General features: G+C 55.1%; 17 protein-coding genes and 1 CRISPR repeat array (1 of these 18 cut by a window edge). Of the genes, 3 read left to right on the forward strand and 14 right to left on the reverse strand.

Translation table 11 applies throughout. The annotated features are described in order from the left end of the window. Nucleotides 1–7 precede the first annotated feature (7 nt). Complete coding sequence (locus AAFN83_RS14580; protein WP_347770589.1) at nucleotides 8–1099, forward strand: GerAB/ArcD/ProY family transporter; 1092 nt, start codon at nucleotides 8–10, stop codon at nucleotides 1097–1099. Between the two features lie 52 nt (nucleotides 1100–1151). On the opposite strand, the gene AAFN83_RS14585 is transcribed toward AAFN83_RS14580, so the two are convergent. From AAFN83_RS14585 to AAFN83_RS14615, 7 genes are all read right to left on the reverse strand, one after another. Continuing rightward, nucleotides 1152–2156, reverse strand: a complete 1005-nt coding sequence (locus tag AAFN83_RS14585; protein WP_347770591.1) for an ROK family protein — start codon at nucleotides 2154–2156, stop codon at nucleotides 1152–1154. A 129-nt stretch (nucleotides 2157–2285) separates the two neighbouring features. After that, the gene (gene rpmG / locus AAFN83_RS14590) at nucleotides 2286–2435 is read right to left on the reverse strand and encodes a 50S ribosomal protein L33 (RefSeq protein WP_347770593.1); all 150 of its coding nucleotides are present in this window, start codon (nucleotides 2433–2435) and stop codon (nucleotides 2286–2288) included. Nucleotides 2436–2549: 114 nt separating this feature from the next. Beyond that, nucleotides 2550–3623: a CobW family GTP-binding protein gene (locus tag AAFN83_RS14595; RefSeq protein ID WP_347770595.1), complete on the reverse strand. Its 1074-nt coding sequence runs from the start codon at nucleotides 3621–3623 to the stop codon at nucleotides 2550–2552. After that, entirely contained in the window at nucleotides 3620–4837 is a 1218-nt protein-coding gene (locus tag AAFN83_RS14600) for a GTP-binding protein (protein ID WP_347770597.1), read from the reverse strand. Before AAFN83_RS14600 ends, AAFN83_RS14595 begins: the two co-directional genes overlap by 4 nt. 16 nt (nucleotides 4838–4853) lie before the next feature. Next, nucleotides 4854–5123, reverse strand: a complete 270-nt coding sequence (rpsN, locus tag AAFN83_RS14605) for a 30S ribosomal protein S14 (RefSeq protein ID WP_347770599.1) — start codon at nucleotides 5121–5123, stop codon at nucleotides 4854–4856. 73 nt (nucleotides 5124–5196) lie between these two features. After that, nucleotides 5197–6114: a TIGR03943 family putative permease subunit gene (locus tag AAFN83_RS14610; RefSeq protein ID WP_347770601.1), complete on the reverse strand. Its 918-nt coding sequence runs from the start codon at nucleotides 6112–6114 to the stop codon at nucleotides 5197–5199. A gap of 146 nt (nucleotides 6115–6260) precedes the next feature. Further along, complete coding sequence (locus tag AAFN83_RS14615; RefSeq protein ID WP_347770603.1) at nucleotides 6261–7298, reverse strand: permease; 1038 nt, start codon at nucleotides 7296–7298, stop codon at nucleotides 6261–6263. A gap of 216 nt (nucleotides 7299–7514) precedes the next feature. Here AAFN83_RS14615 and AAFN83_RS14620 point away from each other — a divergent pair, with 216 nt between their 5' ends. Continuing rightward, entirely contained in the window at nucleotides 7515–8480 is a 966-nt protein-coding gene (locus AAFN83_RS14620; RefSeq protein WP_347770605.1) for a CPBP family intramembrane glutamic endopeptidase, read from the forward strand. A 25-nt stretch (nucleotides 8481–8505) separates the two neighbouring features. Here AAFN83_RS14620 and AAFN83_RS14625 read toward each other — a convergent pair whose 3' ends face one another. The 7 genes from AAFN83_RS14625 to AAFN83_RS14655 all read right to left on the reverse strand — a co-directional run bounded on the left by AAFN83_RS14625 (nucleotide 8506) and on the right by AAFN83_RS14655 (nucleotide 15843). Then, complete coding sequence (locus AAFN83_RS14625) at nucleotides 8506–9000, reverse strand: DedA family protein (RefSeq protein WP_347770607.1); 495 nt, start codon at nucleotides 8998–9000, stop codon at nucleotides 8506–8508. A gap of 17 nt (nucleotides 9001–9017) precedes the next feature. After that, nucleotides 9018–9542, reverse strand: a complete 525-nt coding sequence (pssA, locus tag AAFN83_RS14630; protein ID WP_347770609.1) for a CDP-diacylglycerol--serine O-phosphatidyltransferase — start codon at nucleotides 9540–9542, stop codon at nucleotides 9018–9020. After that, a complete protein-coding gene (locus AAFN83_RS14635) occupies nucleotides 9539–10225 on the reverse strand; it encodes a response regulator transcription factor (protein WP_347770611.1) in 687 nt (228 codons plus the stop codon). Before AAFN83_RS14635 ends, pssA begins: the two co-directional genes overlap by 4 nt. A gap of 25 nt (nucleotides 10226–10250) precedes the next feature. Continuing rightward, nucleotides 10251–12011, reverse strand: coding sequence for a sensor histidine kinase (locus AAFN83_RS14640; protein ID WP_347770613.1), 1761 nt, complete (start codon nucleotides 12009–12011; stop codon nucleotides 10251–10253). A 255-nt stretch (nucleotides 12012–12266) separates the two neighbouring features. After that, nucleotides 12267–12770: a hypothetical protein gene (locus AAFN83_RS14645; protein WP_347770615.1), complete on the reverse strand. Its 504-nt coding sequence runs from the start codon at nucleotides 12768–12770 to the stop codon at nucleotides 12267–12269. A gap of 175 nt (nucleotides 12771–12945) precedes the next feature. Next, entirely contained in the window at nucleotides 12946–14004 is a 1059-nt protein-coding gene (locus AAFN83_RS14650) for a hypothetical protein (RefSeq protein WP_347770617.1), read from the reverse strand. Continuing rightward, nucleotides 14005–15843, reverse strand: a complete 1839-nt coding sequence (locus AAFN83_RS14655) for an HSP90 family protein (RefSeq protein WP_347770619.1) — start codon at nucleotides 15841–15843, stop codon at nucleotides 14005–14007. A gap of 548 nt (nucleotides 15844–16391) precedes the next feature. Here AAFN83_RS14655 and AAFN83_RS14660 point away from each other — a divergent pair. Continuing rightward, nucleotides 16392–17087 carry a hypothetical protein gene (locus tag AAFN83_RS14660; RefSeq protein ID WP_347770621.1) on the forward strand — a complete coding sequence of 232 codons (696 nt, stop codon included), beginning with the start codon at nucleotides 16392–16394 and terminating at the stop codon, nucleotides 17085–17087. Nucleotides 17088–17600: 513 nt separating this feature from the next. Continuing rightward, nucleotides 17601–17992: a CRISPR direct-repeat array (repeat unit 33 nt; unit sequence ATTTCAATCCACGCACCTCATACGAGGTGCGAC); it runs 246 nt beyond the window's last position.

Below are 17992 nucleotides of genomic sequence, written 5' to 3' on the forward strand. Positions count from 1 at the left end.
GCTCGTCATGCGTACCTCTCCTTGGCAGCTCGCCCGCCTGTTTATTGTTTATTTCAACTCGCAGGCCGCCATCTTTCTTGTTCCCACCCTGCTAAACGACAAGGACTACCAAGGCTGGATGGGCATTATTGCGGGCTACCTGGGAAGCCTCGCCCTCCTCTGGTTCACTGTGTATGTCGTGCGGGCAAACGGAAACAAGCCATGGATCCAGTTTGGCCGCAAGCTGCTGGGGCGCTGGATTCATGGCTTCTTCGTTCTTTTGGTGCTGGCTTGGTGTGTGTACTATACGGCCTTCGACATGCAAACCTTCGTGCTTTTTTTTAGCTCCAATTACTTGCGCGACACGCCGCCATGGTTCATCTTAACCATCATCGGACTCGTCATCCTGTACACCGTCACGCGAGGCTTCCCTACGCTCGTCTACATGGCGGAGGGCTTGTTCCTGCTGATCATCGGCACCATGGCCTACATGGCTTTCCTGTTCACCCAACAGGCGGATTACCAAATGATGAGGGCGATGGTCACATCCTTCGACGGAATGAAGCTGATGAAGCACGGAGTGATTACCTTGTCCTGGTTCGCCGAATGGATTTTGCTGCTCTTCGTGGCCCCCGACCTGAAGCTTGAAAAGGGAACGTTCAAACGGATCGCGATTGCCGAGACCGGGTTATGCCTGGTGGTGCTGTACAGCTGGCTGCTCATCCTGATGATCTTCGGCCCTTATCTTGGAGCAGAATTCGACTACCCGTATGTCATCCGCAGCATGAACACCGAGTCGATTATGTCCAAGACCGCTCCCCTACTCATCGGGGTCTGGAGTGCCTCCATGTTCATCCACAGCGCTTTCCTGATCTACTGTGCCATTCGCTCAGTGCTCCATTTCACACGTGGCAAAGGAGAGCGGCTGATGGCTCCCGTCCTGATTGGAATCGCATGGCTCATCGCCTACTATTACGCCAATCACCTTGCAATCTACCGTATGCACTTCTATTCCACTGTGACGGTTATCCTTTGGATAGTGGTGGAACTGATCCCTGTCTATTACACCTTCGCATTCTGGTTCCCTCTTCGGCGAAGAAAGACGAGTGCAGCCGCTTAACACCTAAAGAAGGCGAGTCGTGTTCCGCCTATCCTCAGGAAAAGGCGTGTCCTCAATCCCAATGCTGCTCCTGCTCAGCGGACCGTCTCTCTGCAGAATGTCTCTCTGCGGCATAAGCGGCCGCGCCGATCATCCCCGCTCGCCCCCCCAACTTCGCGGGGACGATCTCACAGGCTTCCCGCGGCACCTTCAGGCTGTGAAGCGCCACCGTCTCGCGCACAGGAGCAAGAAGCCGCTCGCCTGCGGCGGACATCCCGCCGCCGATGATGACGAGCTCCGGGTTGAACAGGTTGATCGCGCTCCCGAGCCCGAAGCCGAACAGCTCGCCCGTCTCCTTCATCACCTGCCTCGCCAGACCATCCCCGGCGTCGTAGGCATCCGAGATCATACGAGCGGTGATCGCACTGGTGTCCCCGTCTACCCATTGCCGAACCACGCTCGGCTCGCCTTGATCCAGCCTTTCCGTGAAGGTGCGAACCATGCCCACTGCGGAGACATACCGCCCGAGGCAGCCGGAGCTTCCGCAGCGGCAAGGACGTCCTTCGCGGAACATGTTCAGGTGACCGATCTCTCCGACGCTGGCTGTTTGCCCATACAGGACGCGGCCGTCGACCACAATCCCTGAACCGAGTCCCGTCCCGAGCGTGACGAGCAGCAGGTTGCGCCGCCCCACTCCAGCCCCAAACTTCCACTCTCCGTAGAGGTTTATCCGCACATCATTGTCGATGTAGATCGGAAACGGAAAATGCCGCTGCATCTCCTCCACCACCGCAATGTTCTCCCAGCCGGGAAAGTTGGGGGAGAAGAAGGACATCCCCGTGGCCGGGTTCAGCAGCCCCGGAATGCCCATGCCCATACACTCAACCTGCTCCGAAGCGATAGCCTGCTGTGCTAGCATCTCCCGCACGATGTTGGCAATCCGGGCGAGAACAGGGAAAGGACCCGACGAGGCTTCCGTCGGGTCGCTTCTCTCCAGCAGGAGATGATTGTCGGCGTCGAAGATGGCCGATTTGATATTGGTTCCTCCGAGATCGATGCCGATCCGATAGCTGCTCATGGCGGGTCTCATCCTTTGCCTGTTTGGTTGAGACCAGTGTATACGAAGCAGAACGAGCCTACCAATGCTCCGTATGAATGGGTTCGCCCCAACCGATCTGTTCCGCGTTCCCTGTCCCGTGCGGACAGCCTATCGGGTCTCCCGGTGCAGGGTAACCTTTTTCAAGCGGGGGCAGTACTTCTTTAGCTCCAGTCGTTCCGGCGTCGTTCGCTTGTTCTTCGTCGTCGTGTAATTGCGTTCTCCGCTCTCCGTGCAAGCCAAGGTGACGATCACGCGCATGGGATTCACCTCCTTTTTTCTTCATAACCATGCTTGATGTCGCTTTAGACGTTAAACGACTTCGCTTCCTCGCTCCGTTCTGTTCACGCAATGGCGAGGGTGTTGCTCATCGCGTTACTGCCGCGCCCCAACCCGCAGCCCTGATCTTCCGCGAGCGGCTCCGGGAAGCCGCTCCTCCAGTTGAAGCACCAGTTGCCGAAGCTTTGCAAGCGAGATGCCTTCTCCCATCACGACCAGCACATCCGGGATTTTCTTGCGCGGAAGCAGCTTGGTCAGTGACAGCTCTCGGTAGGCATACTGCATCAAGTGCCTTGCTTCTCCAGAGTCCTCGCCCTGGAACGTGACGAGCCCTTTGGCTCGATAGACCTCAGGCGGCAGGCTTGCCATAAACTGCTGGAAGTTCTTCCTCTTCACCGGACCCTCCAGTTGGTGCGTAAAGACGGTGATGTGCTCGTGGGGCAGGCTTCGAGGCTCGCCCTCTTCCCGATCCGAGCGGGTCTGAGCGGGAATGCCGGGTTGGGGCTCTCCTTTTCCAGCCTCCGTGAAGCTCACAATCCAGTCTTCAACCGGAACGGATGAGTAAGAGGCAGGCTGCAAAAGCGCCTTGTCATTCCACTGCCGAAGCTTCTCCTTCACGAGGTACAGTTCGTCGGGCTGCAGAAGCTCCACCTTGTTCAGCACGATCCGATTGGCTACCCGTACCTGATCCTCCAGGAGGTGCAAGGTGGAGCGGGAGATGCGGGAGGCGTGACTGCCGAATAGCATCCCGTAGAATTGATCGGCACCGATTACGGTGATCAAGCTTCGAAGCTCGGTATTTAGGAAAAGCGAGGTGTCGGTAATCGCCTCGACGATCTCAATGGGATTCGCAAGTCCCGTTGCCTCGACAAAGAGGAGATCGGGCTTATGCTCCTCGATGAGAGACTGGATCGCCCCGACCAGCTCTCCGCGGACGCTGCAGCAGATGCAGCCGTCCATCAGCTCGGTCATCGGCACCTCCTCCTGCACGAGCGCTCCGTCCAGGCTGACCTGGCCGATCTCGTTCATGAGCACGGCTGGTCGGAGGCCCGCCCGCTTCGCTTCGTCGAGCATGCGGGTGAGCAGGGTCGTCTTGCCGCTGCCGACGAAGCCGGTCAAGAGCACGACGGGAGTCGGCCCGCCTACCGGTCCACTTCCAGACAGAGTCATGAGCCGATCTCCTCCTTCGCCTCATCCGGTACCGTCCACGCAGGGAGCGGATCGGGGAGGGCGGTCCAGTCTGAGGTAAGTTCTTCATCCGTCAGCAAGCACGCGTCCAGGTCAGCGGTGATCGCTTCCTTGTCGAGCCGAATGCCGATCAGCACCCATTCCGTCATGCGGTCGCCCCATACTGCATCCCATTGTTCCAGAACCTCTGGATTCTCCCGCAGGATGGCGTCCCGCTCAGCAGGAGAGGCGGCGGCGATCCAGTAGCCCGCCGGGCCGAACTGGATCGAGGGACCCGCTTGGCCGATAGAAGCGGCGATGGAATTCCGCGTCGCGATCCACAGGTAGCCCTTGGAGCGAATGACCTCCTCCGGCCATTCTTCAAAGAAGCGGAAGAGCCGCTCGGGATGAAACGGCCGCTTGCGGCGATAGACGAACGAGCCGATGCCGTATTCCTCGGTCTCCGGCGTATGCTCCTGCTGCAGCTCGCGCTGCCACCCGGCCGAAGCGCTCGCGGCCTCAAAGTCGAACAAGCCGGTGTTCAGGATCTCCTTCGGGTCGACCTGACCGTACGTGCTTCGGAGAAGCTTCGCCCGCGGCTGCAGGGTATGGAGGACCGCCTCCAGTTCACGCAGCTCATCCTCTTCCAGCCGATCACACTTGTTCAGAACCAGCACGTCGCAGAACTCGATCTGATCGATCAGCAGATCGACCACATCGCGGGTATCGTGATCGCCTGATGCCTGGGACCGCTCCAGCAGGCTTTCTCCCGAGGAGAAGTCCTTCCAGAAGCCGTAGGCATCGACGACCGTAACCATGCAATCGAGGCGGCAGCGGTCCGTGAGGTCGACCTGTCCCGCCTCATCCCGATAGGAGAAGGTCTGCGCAATGGGCAGCGGCTCGGCAATGCCCGTCGCTTCGATGAGGATATAATCAAAAGCCCCTTGCTCGGCAAGCCGATTGACTTCGTCCAGCAAATCCGCACGCAGCGTGCAGCAGATGCAGCCGTTTGATAGCTGGACGAGCTTCTCCTCCGTCCGCGACAGGTTCGAGCCGGAGCGGATCAATGCAGCGTCCACGTTTACTTCGCTCAAGTCGTTCACGATCACCGCGACCTTGAGGCCGTCGCGATTGTTCAGTACATGGTTCAAGAGGGTCGTTTTCCCCGAACCCAGATAACCGCAGAGCACCGTTACCGGAATGCGTGTCTCCATCATGCTCGTTCCTCCTTTTTTACCAGCTCGATTTCTTAACGCCCGGAAGCTGGCCCCGGTGGGCCAGCTCGCGAAATGCGATGCGTGACACGCCGAACTTCCGCAGGTAACCGCGGGGGCGTCCTGTCAGCGCACAGCGGTGATGCAGCCTGGTCGGCGAGGAATCACGGGGAAGCCGTTGGAGGGCTGCGTAATCCCCACGTTCCTTCAACTCCTGACGAAGCGCAGCGTAGCGAAAAACGAGCTGCTGCCGCTGCTTTTCCTTTGCAATCTTCGATTGTTTAGCCATTTTCGTCCTCCTTAATAGTAATTTTTACGATATTTCAACATAGCCTTCCGCCACCTTGCCAGCCCATACCGGATCAAGGAAGATCGGCATAGGCTCCGGTGTAGGGATAAACGTAAGGGGAGCTTGGCTTCTCCATGCTCTCCACCGAGACGGCAGTCAAGGCGAGAATCATCTGGTTCTGGTAAGGGACTTCTCGAAGCGTGCCCGTCACCCGCACCCAGTCATCTCGCTTGAAGGCAGTCGCTTCCGCCCCCTCGATCAGCAAGCCATAAGGAAGGGAGTCGGCGGAGCAGCACTGCATGACGAGCCGAGAGAGAAAGAACGCCCCTGCCCGATCCTCCGCAGGATAGACAAACCCGCTGAGCTGTAATGTCTTGCCGACAAACCGCTCCCGGTTCAAGTCCATCGCCGCCAGGCGCTCCATATAGCCGACGTCTCCGATTCGAATCCAATCCTGCCCGTGCAATTCGTCGGCCAGCAGCTCATATTCGCGCAAGCGGGCCGCACTCACCTCCGGCGAGAAGCTCTGCGGCGAGCCTCCGCCGTCTTTGCCTCCTCCCCCCTTTCCGCCTCCGCCGCCTGCATAAAGCTCTGCGCTCTTGGCCGCGTAGTCGCCGGGGTTCCACACAAGCCCCTTCTTGTCCGCGACGCTCGCCCCGAGAACGGTGTCCGGCAGCAGCGCTCCAAGCAGGAGCGGCAGGGCCAGCCACAGAGCCGCCAGCTTCCTGCGCAGCCCCGGCTTCCTCCCCTCCTCACATGCGCATGCATAGCGGGGGATGGTGTCGCGAAGGCTTTGCAGCGCCTGCCAGGCTCCAAGCAGGAAAAGCGCCAGCCCCGCCGCTCGAACCGCAGGTTCCAGCCGAGGCACAATGTAGAGGGACAGCTTGTCCGCCTGGATCAAATGAGCGAGGTAAGCAGACAGCCCGATGAAGAGAACCCCCTGCATTGCGCGCGACAAAGAGCTGTTACCCGGCTTCTGCTCATGAGCCATAGCACCCTCCCCCTCTCCAGCACAATTTCTGATTAACAAAGACGAACGCTAACGGTTCAATGCTACTCTTCGTGTCGTACCCTGCAATGACCCCGCTCTTCTTGCTGTGCTCTTCATGATCCCTATTCTCTTTCGTGCTGTGCCCTTCACGGAAACACCCAATGCGCCCACAGCATGGCTCCTCCCGTAACCGTAACGGCGACGGCACCCGCCAGCAAAAGCACAAACCGGGCGCGAAAGCCGGACAGCAGCAGCAGCGTGGTTTTGAAATCGAGCATCGGCCCGGCAACCAAGAAGGTTAAGAGCGCCCCCGCCGGGAAGACTCCCGCGAAGGAGGCCGCCACGAAAGCATCCGAAGTGGAGCACAGCGAGGACACGTAAGCGAGCCCGAGCATCATCCCATACGTCGCCCAGCCCTCCTGTCCCGCATCCATCAGCCAAGCCCGTGGAATCGTGGCCTGGATCCAGGCCGTCACGGCAATACCCAGAACCAGGTACTTGCCTGTGTCCACGAGTTCATTCGCCGTATGATCGAGAATGGAAGCGAGCTTCCCTCCCCTCGCTCTCTGCTCCCTTCCAGCCCGCCACGCATGGCTGGACCCTTGCGCCAGCAACGGTTCATGGTCGTCCGCTGCCTCCCGCAGCGGGTTCGACCGGACGAATCGGTATACCAGCCCGCTGATCGTGAACGCAACCAGCAACGCGAGGCCCATGCGGGCATAAACCATCGCGGGATACAGCCGGAAGGCCGCCCAGGTTGCGCTCCAGACGACCGGATTCACAATCGGGCCTGCCAGCAGGAAGGCGACTCCCGCATGCAGCGGCATCCCTTTGCGCAGGAGTCTGCGCACCACCGGAACCATTCCGCATTCACAGATCGGAAGGAGCAGGCCAAGCAGAGAGCCTGCCGCCATCCCTCCAATCGGACCGCGAGGAATGACTCGCTGAATCCATTCATCCTTCACCAGCACCTGCAAAATCGAGGAAACAAACGCCCCCAGCAGGAGGTAGGGGAAGGCTTCGAGGAACAGGCTGATGAACATCGCTTTAAAGGCCTGTACCTCTTCGGTTCCCAAAAAAGACAGCCCCGCCGTCAAATCCAGCTTCCCCGCCAGCCCCGATAGGAGCAGAACGGCAAGCAGGGCTAGAGAAATTGCTGCAACGGATACCGTTCGCCGAGTCACAAATCGGGTCTCCTCACCACAATTGAAGAATCAATGCTTATTAATAGTAATTTTTACGATTTAAATTGTCAAGGCAGCCTATCAGGAAGATGTCTTCCTTTTTTGAGAGGTGTGTGTCAAATTTCAAAATGAATGCTTCATTTTATCTTGAGTTACGTAGTAGTAATGCTACACTCATTCTTACTAAAGAGACACTTGGCGAAGGAGATTCTGTTTATGCTAACCCCGGCACCAGACAGCAAGAAAAGCTTCAGGAAAGAGGTAAACAAAATCGGCCTCACCCTGCTGGGCTATGAGGGAGCCCTATTCCTGACCATAATCATCTATGCCATCATCTCTATACTTATCCAAATGCAAGCTTCAAAGTCATTGGATGAAGCCGGCGATGCGTTATTTTCCTCACTGAACGAAAACGGCTGGCCCAGCATCCTGGGAATTGTCCTGGGGATGCTCTTCCTTGTGCTTTTCCGCAAAAGGAAGTTGGTTTCCCCCGACCTTACGGTGAGCAAGACCCCCATGAACACGACCACTTTTGTCCGAATCCTGCTCTGCTTCTTGTCTGCTCAAAGCGTCTTCAGCCTTTGCGGAGTAGGGGCAGAGAGAGCCTTCAACGCGTTCGGCTATTCTCTTATGGGAGAGATCGATTCGGCAACGTCTACAAGCACGACCTTATCCATGCTTTTGTACGCTTCCTTCATCGGACCGATTGCGGAGGAGATTGTGTTTCGGGGGGCGGTTTTGCGCTCGTTGGAGAAGTACGGAAGGGTGTACGCCATCGTCACCTCCTCCATTCTGTTCGGGGTGTTTCATGCCAATCTTATGCAGGGTCTGTTCGCGACTTTTGCAGGACTTATCCTGGCTTATGTTGCTATGGAGTACTCGATCAAATGGGCTATTCTTCTTCACGTCATTAACAATTTCGTGTTCAGCGATGGGCTTGGCTTCCTGATACAGGATTTTCCGGATCGGACACAGGGGATCATCACCTATACGCTTTACGCTCTGTTTTTTGTCGGAGGGATGATCGCCTTTCGGAAAAGCAAAGCAACCGTAAAAAGCTACTTGCGTGAGAATCAAGTGGAAAAGGGACGCTACCGAGCGACCTTCACAGCCCTTTGGATTGTTCTTTATGTTGCGGCAAATCTGATGCTGGCCATCGATGGCATTGAGAAGCTGCCGTAAGCTTGGGGCAGCTCTGTTCATCCGCTCAACCCGCTGCGAATTTGTCTCCAAGCATGTAGCCGATCGAAACAAACAACACCGTCCAGATCGCCGCACCCACGCAACACAGGATGACATAGCGGCGGAATGACATCTGGGTAATGCCCGAAACATAGCCCGCCACATGGCGAACGCCGGGGACAAAGTACGCGATCAGGATAGACCACATCCCGTATTTTGCCACCCAGCCCTTGATCTTCTCGAATCGCTTGGGCGTGAGGCCAATCCATCTGCCGCATTTGTTGACCGCCTTCAACCCAAGCCGCTTGCCGATCTCGTAGCTGACGAGCATTCCGGTAATCGAGCCGATGAAGCAGAAGAGGAGAGAATAGAAGTAGTTCAGAATCTCTTGAGAGGCCAGGTACCCCACGAACACCATGAGCGTTTCATCGGGAACCGGCAGGCCGACAATCCCGAGAGCAAGGAGCAGGGTGATGGCGTAATAGCCGTGCTGGGAAATCATTTCTTTTGCCATTTCCATCTGCGTTCAACACCTCATTACTTCTTGATGGCGATCTTTTTGAGGGAGGGGAACGAGATGCGGCTGACCATCAGGTAGGACAGAAGCACGATCAATAGAAGGGTTCCCACGGGAGATACGGTCGTATGAGTCAGCGATGAAAAAGCGAGAAGCGTACCGGCCGCCGTAATGGGCATTCCGGTAAAGACAGGGCTGCTGGCGGTGAGGTTAAAGCGGGCCAGACGAAGCGCTCCGCAGATGATGAACACGATGCCCGCAGCCGGGCCAAGCACAGGGGCTTCTTCGAGGTTCTGCTGCAGGATGAGAAAAACCGGGGCAACCCCGAAGGACACCAGGTCTGCGAGGGAATCAAGCTGCTTGCCGAACTCGCTCGTGCAGCCCAGCATCCGAGCCAAAAATCCGTCGAATACGTCAAACATAGCGGCGGCTACGATGAGAAGCAGCGCCCATTTGTAGTGGCCGCGGATGGTCAACAGCAGCGAGACACCTCCGGCTCCCAGATTGGACACCGTGCACGCGTAAGGAATGAGTTTCTTGTTCATATGTCCTCCATCATGGAAAATTGATAGCCGGTTCCCACCACGGTGCGGATGTGATGAGAGTCGTAGCCCAGCTTGGCTCGGAGCTTCTTGATATGCGAGTCCACCACCCGGTTGTCTCCGTCAAACTCCATGCCCCACACGCGGGCGATGATGGCTTCTCGGGTAACGACTCGCTCCTTATTCTGTATGAGGAAGGCGAGCAGCTCGTATTCCTTCGGCGAGAGCTCCACCTCTCGCTCCCCCACCTCCAGCCGATGGGACAGCGTGTTGAGCACCGCCCGGCCAAATCGCAGCAAGTGGCCGTCCGGCAAGTAATTCTCCGTGACGCGCTTCATGAGCGAATTGGCTTTGGCCACGAGCACCTTCGGGCTGAACGGCTTGGTGACGTAGTCATCTGCCCCGAGCTCGTAGCCGAGCAGCTTGTCCTGCTCGGCCGACTTGGCAGTGAGCAGAATGATCGGCACGCCGGAGCGCTTCCGCACCTCCCGGCACACCTCAAATCCGTCCATCTCCGGCATCATGACGTCGAGCAGGATCAGATCGGGATAGCACGATTCAATCCACCGAAGGGCGTCCTGGCCGTTCTCTGCCTCCGAGACATCCCAGCCGTCCTGTAGAAAATAATCGGACAAAACCTCCCGAATGCGAATTTCATCTTCGACAATAAGCACTCTTTTTGCCATATGGGTCTACCCTCTCTCTACCGAATCAGCCTCGCCCAGGGAAGGAGATCGTGAATCGCACCCCGTCCGGCTCATTGCTCACCCCGTACTCACAGCCGTGCAGATCCAGGATGTGCTTGGCGATGGAGAGCCCGAGGCCCGTGCCCCCCGTCTGGCGGCTCCGCGAGGCTTCTCCCCGATAGAACCGCTCCCAGATGTGACTGAGTTGGGCCTCCGGGATCGGCTCCCCTTTATTTTTGACGGACAAGCGGCTGGTCTTCTCGTCACTCTGGATCTCGACGGTGATGGGGCTCCCCTCTTCCGCGTGGCGAATGGCATTGGTCAGCAGGTTGATCATCACTTGCTCCATCAGCTCGGGATCGGCCCACACCGGAAGCTCGTTCGTTGGAATAACGACAATGGCCAAGCCTCTCTCCTTCAGGAGATACGTCAGCTTGTCCGCCACCTTCTCGACGAGCTCGCTCAGGAGGAAGGATTTCCGGGCGATCGGCGTGGTCCCTGACTCCAGACGGGCCAGATCCAGCATCGTGCGGGTCAGCATCTCCAGCTTATCCGCTTCCTCTAGAATGACGGAGATATAGTGGTCCTTCTTATGGACGCTCACTCCATCCTGCAACCCTTCAGCATAGCTCTTGATGATGCTGATCGGCGTCTTCAGCTCGTGGGAGGCATTGGAGAAAAAGTCCCGTTGGATCGTCTCCATCCGTTCCTTTTGCTCCATATCGTGTTGCAGCTGGTGGTTGGCCTCCTTCAACTCCCGCAAGGCTTTGTCGAGCTCCCGAGACATCGTGAACAGGCTTTCCGACAGGTTGCCCAGCTCGTCGTTCTTGCGCAGAGGGGTAAGCGCCGTAAAGTCGAGGCGCACCATCTTCTTCGCCATGCGGTTCAAGGCCAGGAGCGGCTTGGTCACCATCTTCGAATAGAAGAGGGCCAAGATCAGGATGAGAGCAAACCCGCCTATCCCCAGGTAGAAGTAAAACCAGCGCATCGCTTCGTTCGCATCCTTGATCTCTTGAAAAGACGTAACGGAGAACAGGAGCTGGACCTCACCCGCTGAGGTGGTCACAGGCTGAATGATGATCTGGTTGTTCATTCCGCTCCAGGCTTCAACCCAGTGCAGCTTGAGCTTCTCCATGCTTTCGACTTTATGAATGGCCTCCGCTGACAAGGGGAAGGTTTCGCTAAGTGCGCTCATCAACAGCCCCTGGCGTTGGCTCCAGTTTTTGATGTTCGGCAGCAGGATGTTCAGCACCGTTCCGGTTAGGGGCTCGGTTTCCGGCTCCAGGCTTTTGCCTACGACGACCTCGGTTCCCTGCTTTTCAATCTTCTCGGGGTACAAAACGGGGGTATGGCCCTCTCGTTCATCGATCTCCCCCCAGATGGTCAGACGGTCGCCTACGCGAATGTTTGCACTCCGCAGCTCATCCCCGTATTGGTTCATCAGGACGGACAAAGAAACCATCATCTTCCGCCCATCCGAGAGCTCCAGGTCGATCCGGTATGGATCCTCCAACACCAGGTCCCCGTTTGCATTAATGATGGCCAGCTGACTTCGGCTTCGGCTCATGTATTTGGCCGCATGGAGGGCGGTCTCGTTCCCGTTCCAATGGGCGGCGGAGTATTCCTTGGCAAACTTGTCCAGCGCCCGCTCGACTTTGTTCACGCGGTATTCCTGATAGAAGCTGTTGAAGAACAGCAGATGGGACGCAATGATCATGATATAGAAACAGCCAAAGAAAATGACGGTCAGAAGAAACAGCTTTGCGGTAATGCTCTTGCGCTTCATGGTGCCCTCACTTCCGAATAACCGGCTTGGCAGGCGGACTGCCCTACTGTTTCCAGTATACCGGTGCGGTTTGTTCTTCATGTGTCCATACCAAAAAAGACGAGCGAACCCGCTCGCCTGTTTCACCGACCCTTCTTCCCTTCACTTGTCCACCTGTGGATAAAAATGATTGTGGATATGTGTGAAAGTTTGGGGAAGAGAACGCTCGTCTATACCCAGAGCCTGTTGATGATGTGCACAACCTTGTGGATATCCTTAATCCATCAGCTTCAAACCCGGGAACATGACTTGACGGTATATGGTTCTTGCTTCCTCAAGTGTCTTGGCCGGGCCTGCCAGCATTCCATCCAGGGTCATGACCGCCACAGAGGTAAAATCAGAGTTCGCGTATACAACGTCGAACTCAAATGAGACGGGATCGGCTTGCTGCCGCCGAATGGAGAAGGAAGTCGTTCCGTTCCTCTGCTCTGCTGAGACCGGCTGGATGTCATATCCTTCTTCCCCGATCACAAACTCGCCAGAAATGGAGGGGCGGAACCACAAAAAGGTTTTCCTCGTCAGGTCCAGTTGGACGGGAACAATCTCCCCTTCCTGATATACTTTTTCTCGCTGACTGACTTGCCCGATGCTGTCATTCACCACAACCATCTGAAACGACTTCGTGACATGCTGGGTTCTCGGGATGCCCCACTGCCAGATGGCTCCGAGGACAACGACGAGGGCAATTGCCCACAGCCATATTTTGCGTTTCCTGTTCATGACTCTCCCCCCTTTCCTCAGATTCCTTGAAAAGCCAGGGGCTGTCAATAACGACCCTCACACATAAGAAGAGCAGCTCCCGATGAGGGAACTGCTCTTCTCGTTCTCATGCCGTGATGGCTGGTTATTCTTTTTCTCTTCCGCGGCGCTTTTAGGGTAGCCGTTGGAACACAGCCTACAACCGTTGCAGGAGCGCGGCATAATAACCGTTGCCGTTTCGCTTATCCAGCTTTTCCGCTGTGACGAGGGCCGCTTGCTGGAAATGCTTCGCGAGCGCCTCTACATCCTCGGACTGGTTCCCGCACGGGTGGCCTGCCGGAAGCTTGATCTGGAAGTGGATCGACTCCTGCGCCAACCGGCGGAACATCTTCGCCGAATAGGCGTTGAACATCATCTGATCGACCGGATTTTCATGATCCATGGAGGATGCGACATACTCTTCAAAGACCTCCAGCGCCTTAATCGGATCAGTCAAGGTCAGGTAGCCGATATGCTCTCCCTGGTGAAACAGGAAGTCGCGGTTCCCTTTTACCAATTTGTAGCCCTTCTTCTGAAGCTTATCCGCTTCCTTCTGACGATCCAATCGCAGGAGAGGGAACAGCACCTTCGTAATGGTCACATGAGGCACTTCGCCGCAGCTCATTTTGCCCTTCAGAATCGGCTCTGCCGCCTTCACGGTCCCTTCGTCGTCTCCCCGCTTCGCCAGAAACTCGACAAGGCGATTTTGCTCGCAGGCCGGACAATCGCTCATCTCATCGCGGTCCATGGTCTGGACGATGTCCCACTCCGCCTGAGACGCTTCCAGCTCCCCGAACTCCGCGAAGATGTGCGCCCTGTAATAGTGATAGGAGCGACTGCTGTAGCCTGCGGCCGCATAGCGGGTCTTCATGTCTTCGAGCAGGTTCTCGATCTGGGCGCGGCTGATGTCCGCGAAGGCCGTGATGCGGTCCAGAACCCACTTGTAGGACCACAGCAGGCTGTAATCATCGAACCGATCCGGGTTTTTGTCATACTGCCCCAGTTGCCAGGAAAAGGCGATCAGCGCCTTCATCGGATAGCCGTGGAAGCTGCCCGTCTCCACGATTTCGCTGCGAGCCTCGAAGCCCTGATCGAGATCTCCTGCAGCGTCCGCCACTCGAACCGCTTGCTCCAGCAGCTCCAGCTTGGCCTTGCCTCCCGGCAGGTCATAGGCTTCGTCCATCAACTCTTCAAAATCCATCTCGGTATGGTTCATCTATTCTTCTCCTCCCGCTGTGTGACGGGCCGTCATGCCCCAATCGATAAATTGAATGATGCCCTTGTTCAGAAGCGCCATCTCCTGGCGGCTCATCGGATAATGGCCCATCATCAGCGCGTTGCAGTACAGCATCTCTACAGCCGAAGGCAGCATCGCCTTGTGCGCTGGATGGAATACCCGCTCGACGACGGGGTTGTTCAGGTTGAAGTACAGGGTCGCGTACGCCGTATCCTTTAGCGTTGCGCCCAGGCTGCCCAGAACCGAGGACAGGGCGTCGGTGCTCACTTCTTTGGTCGCCTCCAATAACCGCAGATGAGCGGATTCCTGGGACAGCGTATAGAGAACCGGAATCTCCTCCGGCTTGAAGTTGCGAAGCTGCACCTGACAGCGAAACTTCTGTAGCACACTGTCCGCCAATCGGACGGACTCATAGTAGCGGAGCCGCTCTTCCGGTGTAATGTCGGTAAAGGATAGCGACACCTCCTCCGGCAGCAAACGCTCGGTCTGCACGACCGGGTCAACCAGCGGCAGCCGGGACAGCAGTTCGGCATCATAGACATACCCGCCGTTCACCACCAGCATGGATTGGGCCGAAGCCACATGCGTAATCTGGCGGTACTCATCCAAGGTGGCGGTGAAATAGATGGGGTTGTGCTGCTTCAGCTCGCCCAATGACTTCGTGCCAAACGTGCTCTCGAACGGCAGCCACTCGTGAATGATGGAATAGAACGGCCGGTCTTCCACCGCGAGTGCCTTCATGGACAAGGCATGCAGCAGAATGATTGCCTTCAAGCGATCCGGGTCGTACTCCGCCATCCGCATCAATTCCTGCCGAATGGCTTGCCCCAGCTCTTCCCGCACCTGCTCCAGCTGTGCGTTCTCATAGAAATGCTCCCGGGAAGCGGTGGGCTGCAGCTCGTCGGTCCAGATCAGGCATTTTACGAAAAAGGCCCAGTCCGGCAGAACATTGCTGGCGGCTTCGGATACCAGCATGTGCTTCAAGTACACCCGGTGATTGCGCTTGGCATTGAGGTTCACCGCCTGCGGCAGGATGAAGGCAATGCCTCCCGTCCGACCCGAGGAGGTTTGCAGGGGGATGAAGTCACGGAACGTCTCCCCGAGCACTTGCTTGCCGAAGGCCAGCACCTCGTCACGGTGCCTCCGGGCCAGCTGCGGTTCTTTTACCCAAGGCGGAGATGGCGGATTAATCAAGCGGGTGGTGTGGGCGGACGCCAAATGGATAGGATAAGGCAGCAGAGCCCCGTAATGGAACAGCCACTCTTGCAGATTGCCCTCTTCAAAGTAAGACTCGGAGCCTTCTTTGCAGCGCAAATAAACCTTGGTTCCCGGAGCGTGTGCTCCCTCCAGCTTGCGAATCGTATACGTCCCGTCCGGCTTCCCGCGCCATTCCAGCGCCGGCCCGCCCTTGGCGGATTGCGTGACCATGACAATATCGTCGCTCACCATAAAGCAGGACAAGAGCCCGATGCCAAACCGTCCGATAAAGGAGGTGTTGGTCGAGAGAAAGTCTTCGCCCCGCTTCGAGGATTGCCCGATCATCGCCAGAAACTCATGGATCTCTGCCTCGTTTAACCCGATCCCGTTATCTTCTACTAGCAGAGTGGCCCCGGTGGAGGTCCCGCTTACCTCGATATGAATCTTGCCTTCGTATCCATCGGGAGAATACGCTTGCCGTGCGGTGATCGCGTCTATGCCATTTTGCAGCAGCTCTCGCAAGAACACCTTCGGGTTGCTGTACAAATGGTTAGACAAAATGTTGATCATTCCGCTTAAGTTTACTTGAAAGCGATATGTATCTGGATCTTGGTTCTCCATCCTTGTTCTCCTATTCTGAAAAGTTTTTACTTCTTATGCACAGTTGGAAAACAGAGCGGCTTACATGCTTCCCCGCTAAGCCAATAAATTGGCATAATCGGTTATGTGAATTACCCAAAGATTGCCCTTAAGAATCAGTCCTACGGCTATCTCCGCTTCGTTAAATCCCCCTCTTTCCAGTTTTATACTATAGTAATTAGAATGATTCTTCTACTTTCTTACGCAAAATGGGTTATTGGGCCTAGTCTTGCAATCGGTTGGTGCTCATTGCCGAAAACGATTTTTCTATGTAAGTTTGTAAACGCAGCAGTCCCAAGTCACATGAGAGATAAATTCCGATGGTTTGGACTTTATTTTTCCCACTAACATATGCTGAACATTACAAACTCATTATTTTCAAAAACAAGAGAATACAAGCGTAAATTGAAGCTTTCCGCTGGTTTTATGGGATAACACGAGTCATTCATGTTTTTCACCTAATTCCCTTTTCGTGGAAATTGATGTATGTTTTATCCATCGACTGGTCGAATAAGAATAAGGAGGAAACCATGAAAAAAATAGCATCTCTTTTCCTAGCAGTGATCTTATTGCTATCCCTTGCATCAACTTCATTTGCAGAAGCATCAACAAAAATTGATGCAAAAGGGGTATTCACCAATGAATCAGCGGATTTCTACAAAGGAAAGTATAAAACCATTGACGAATTAATCGCCGCATTAGAAGCCAGTGGTAGCTCTGTTTCTGTCAAGAAAGCGGATGATTCTAGCGTCTATACAGCACAATCACTAGATGAAGCTGCTGCTATTCTTGATCCAGAAAATCACTTTCTCAAAAAAGAACCTATTGCTGAGAATCAACTTGCACCGCAAATCGATTCTGGGCATGTCTCCCCTACGTATGTCCCGCCAGCAGAATACAAAGACTACACCTATGGATATAATGGCGCAGAGACAAGGGACAAAATTTCAGTCTATTTCACAATGAGTGTTACAACAAGGCATTACTCTGACGGTACAATTGGTAACGTGAGAGTAAATTCGTTCAACGGTTATGCGAACATTACAAGCGGTGCCTATGCTAACACTACTTACGCTCCAATGTATTTCAACTTCACGATAAATGGTGGTTATGTTACTGTAAACTATGGTGGCATTATCACTCAAAGACTAGTTGTGGCAGGACAAGAGCTTACAACCGTCACAAATGTTGCACAATCAGTAAACATCTACCCTGAGGTTCATTAAAAAAGAGCTGTACTAAGTGCAGGTAGGCTCCCACTACACTTAGTACAGCTTTTTATTGTAACAAGTTAAGAAAACCAATTAACAAAGGGAATGCACACATCAAAATGAACCCCATTACCAAATTGTATATTACATCGGAGTTCTTTTTATCCCTCTTTAGTAAGAGTAAACCTTTCGCAATAAAAAGTACTCCAACTAGTAATGAACCCAGTATTAAGATCGCATAAATACTAACTTGCATCAGCATCCTCCTTCATTTTTCTCAATGTTATTTTAACCCAATCAGCATGTCGATGTTTATCAAATCAACGAATGAAACCTCTCCCCCTTGTGTCAAAACAAAAAGTAGCGATTGAAATCACTGCTCTGTAAGCCTTAAAGATCGAGGTCTCCCTCATCAATTTTACGAAGGCTTTTTTCAATAACCTTTGCATACTCATGGTATGCTGACCCTTTTCTTTACTTTCGAAATAAGCAACCCCTCCTGCTCTTTTTTAACCCCAAGTACTCCTCATTTCAATACACGCACCTCATACGATGTGCGACGCCGTGCAAAGCGCGCGCGTCAACGTGCGCTTGAATTTCAATCCACGCACCTCATACGAGGTGCGACCGCCAGTTGATGGGATCGTGTGGGGTTCGGTGATATTTCAATCCACGCACCTCATACGAGGTGCGACTCTCCCAAGGCGATCAGAGTCGCCCAAGGCTGGTATTTCAATCCACGCACCTCATACGAGGTGCGACACAGTTTACCCTTCGTTTGATCCTATCAAGGAGGTATTTCAATCCACGCACCTCATACGAGGTGCGACCCTTCGGTGGAGAGCCTCGGCTTAGCAGCTGGTCGCATTTCAATCCACGCACCTCATACGAGGTGCGACCCTACCAGCAAGAGGCGCGGG

It is taken from the genome of Gorillibacterium sp. CAU 1737 (assembly GCF_039888655.1).
Classification (GTDB): Bacteria; Bacillota; Bacilli; order Paenibacillales; family NBRC-103111; genus Gorillibacterium.

Coding starts and splice junctions, on each gene's coding strand:
- AAFN83_RS14580 (WP_347770589.1), top strand. CDS start 8: ATGCGTACCTCTCCTTGGCAGCTCGCCCGCCTGTTTATTGTTTATTTC.
- AAFN83_RS14585 (WP_347770591.1), bottom strand. CDS start 2,156: ATGAGCAGCTATCGGATCGGCATCGATCTCGGAGGAACCAATATCAAA.
- rpmG (WP_347770593.1), bottom strand. CDS start 2,435: ATGCGCGTGATCGTCACCTTGGCTTGCACGGAGAGCGGAGAACGCAAT.
- AAFN83_RS14595 (WP_347770595.1), bottom strand. CDS start 3,623: ATGACTCTGTCTGGAAGTGGACCGGTAGGCGGGCCGACTCCCGTCGTG.
- AAFN83_RS14600 (WP_347770597.1), bottom strand. CDS start 4,837: ATGATGGAGACACGCATTCCGGTAACGGTGCTCTGCGGTTATCTGGGT.
- rpsN (WP_347770599.1), bottom strand. CDS start 5,123: ATGGCTAAACAATCGAAGATTGCAAAGGAAAAGCAGCGGCAGCAGCTC.
- AAFN83_RS14610 (WP_347770601.1), bottom strand. CDS start 6,114: ATGGCTCATGAGCAGAAGCCGGGTAACAGCTCTTTGTCGCGCGCAATG.
- AAFN83_RS14620 (WP_347770605.1), top strand. CDS start 7,515: ATGCTAACCCCGGCACCAGACAGCAAGAAAAGCTTCAGGAAAGAGGTA.
- AAFN83_RS14625 (WP_347770607.1), bottom strand. CDS start 9,000: ATGGAAATGGCAAAAGAAATGATTTCCCAGCACGGCTATTACGCCATC.
- pssA (WP_347770609.1), bottom strand. CDS start 9,542: ATGAACAAGAAACTCATTCCTTACGCGTGCACGGTGTCCAATCTGGGA.
- AAFN83_RS14635 (WP_347770611.1), bottom strand. CDS start 10,225: ATGGCAAAAAGAGTGCTTATTGTCGAAGATGAAATTCGCATTCGGGAG.
- AAFN83_RS14640 (WP_347770613.1), bottom strand. CDS start 12,011: ATGAAGCGCAAGAGCATTACCGCAAAGCTGTTTCTTCTGACCGTCATT.
- AAFN83_RS14645 (WP_347770615.1), bottom strand. CDS start 12,770: ATGAACAGGAAACGCAAAATATGGCTGTGGGCAATTGCCCTCGTCGTT.
- AAFN83_RS14650 (WP_347770617.1), bottom strand. CDS start 14,004: ATGAACCATACCGAGATGGATTTTGAAGAGTTGATGGACGAAGCCTAT.
- AAFN83_RS14655 (WP_347770619.1), bottom strand. CDS start 15,843: ATGGAGAACCAAGATCCAGATACATATCGCTTTCAAGTAAACTTAAGC.
- AAFN83_RS14660 (WP_347770621.1), top strand. CDS start 16,392: ATGAAAAAAATAGCATCTCTTTTCCTAGCAGTGATCTTATTGCTATCC.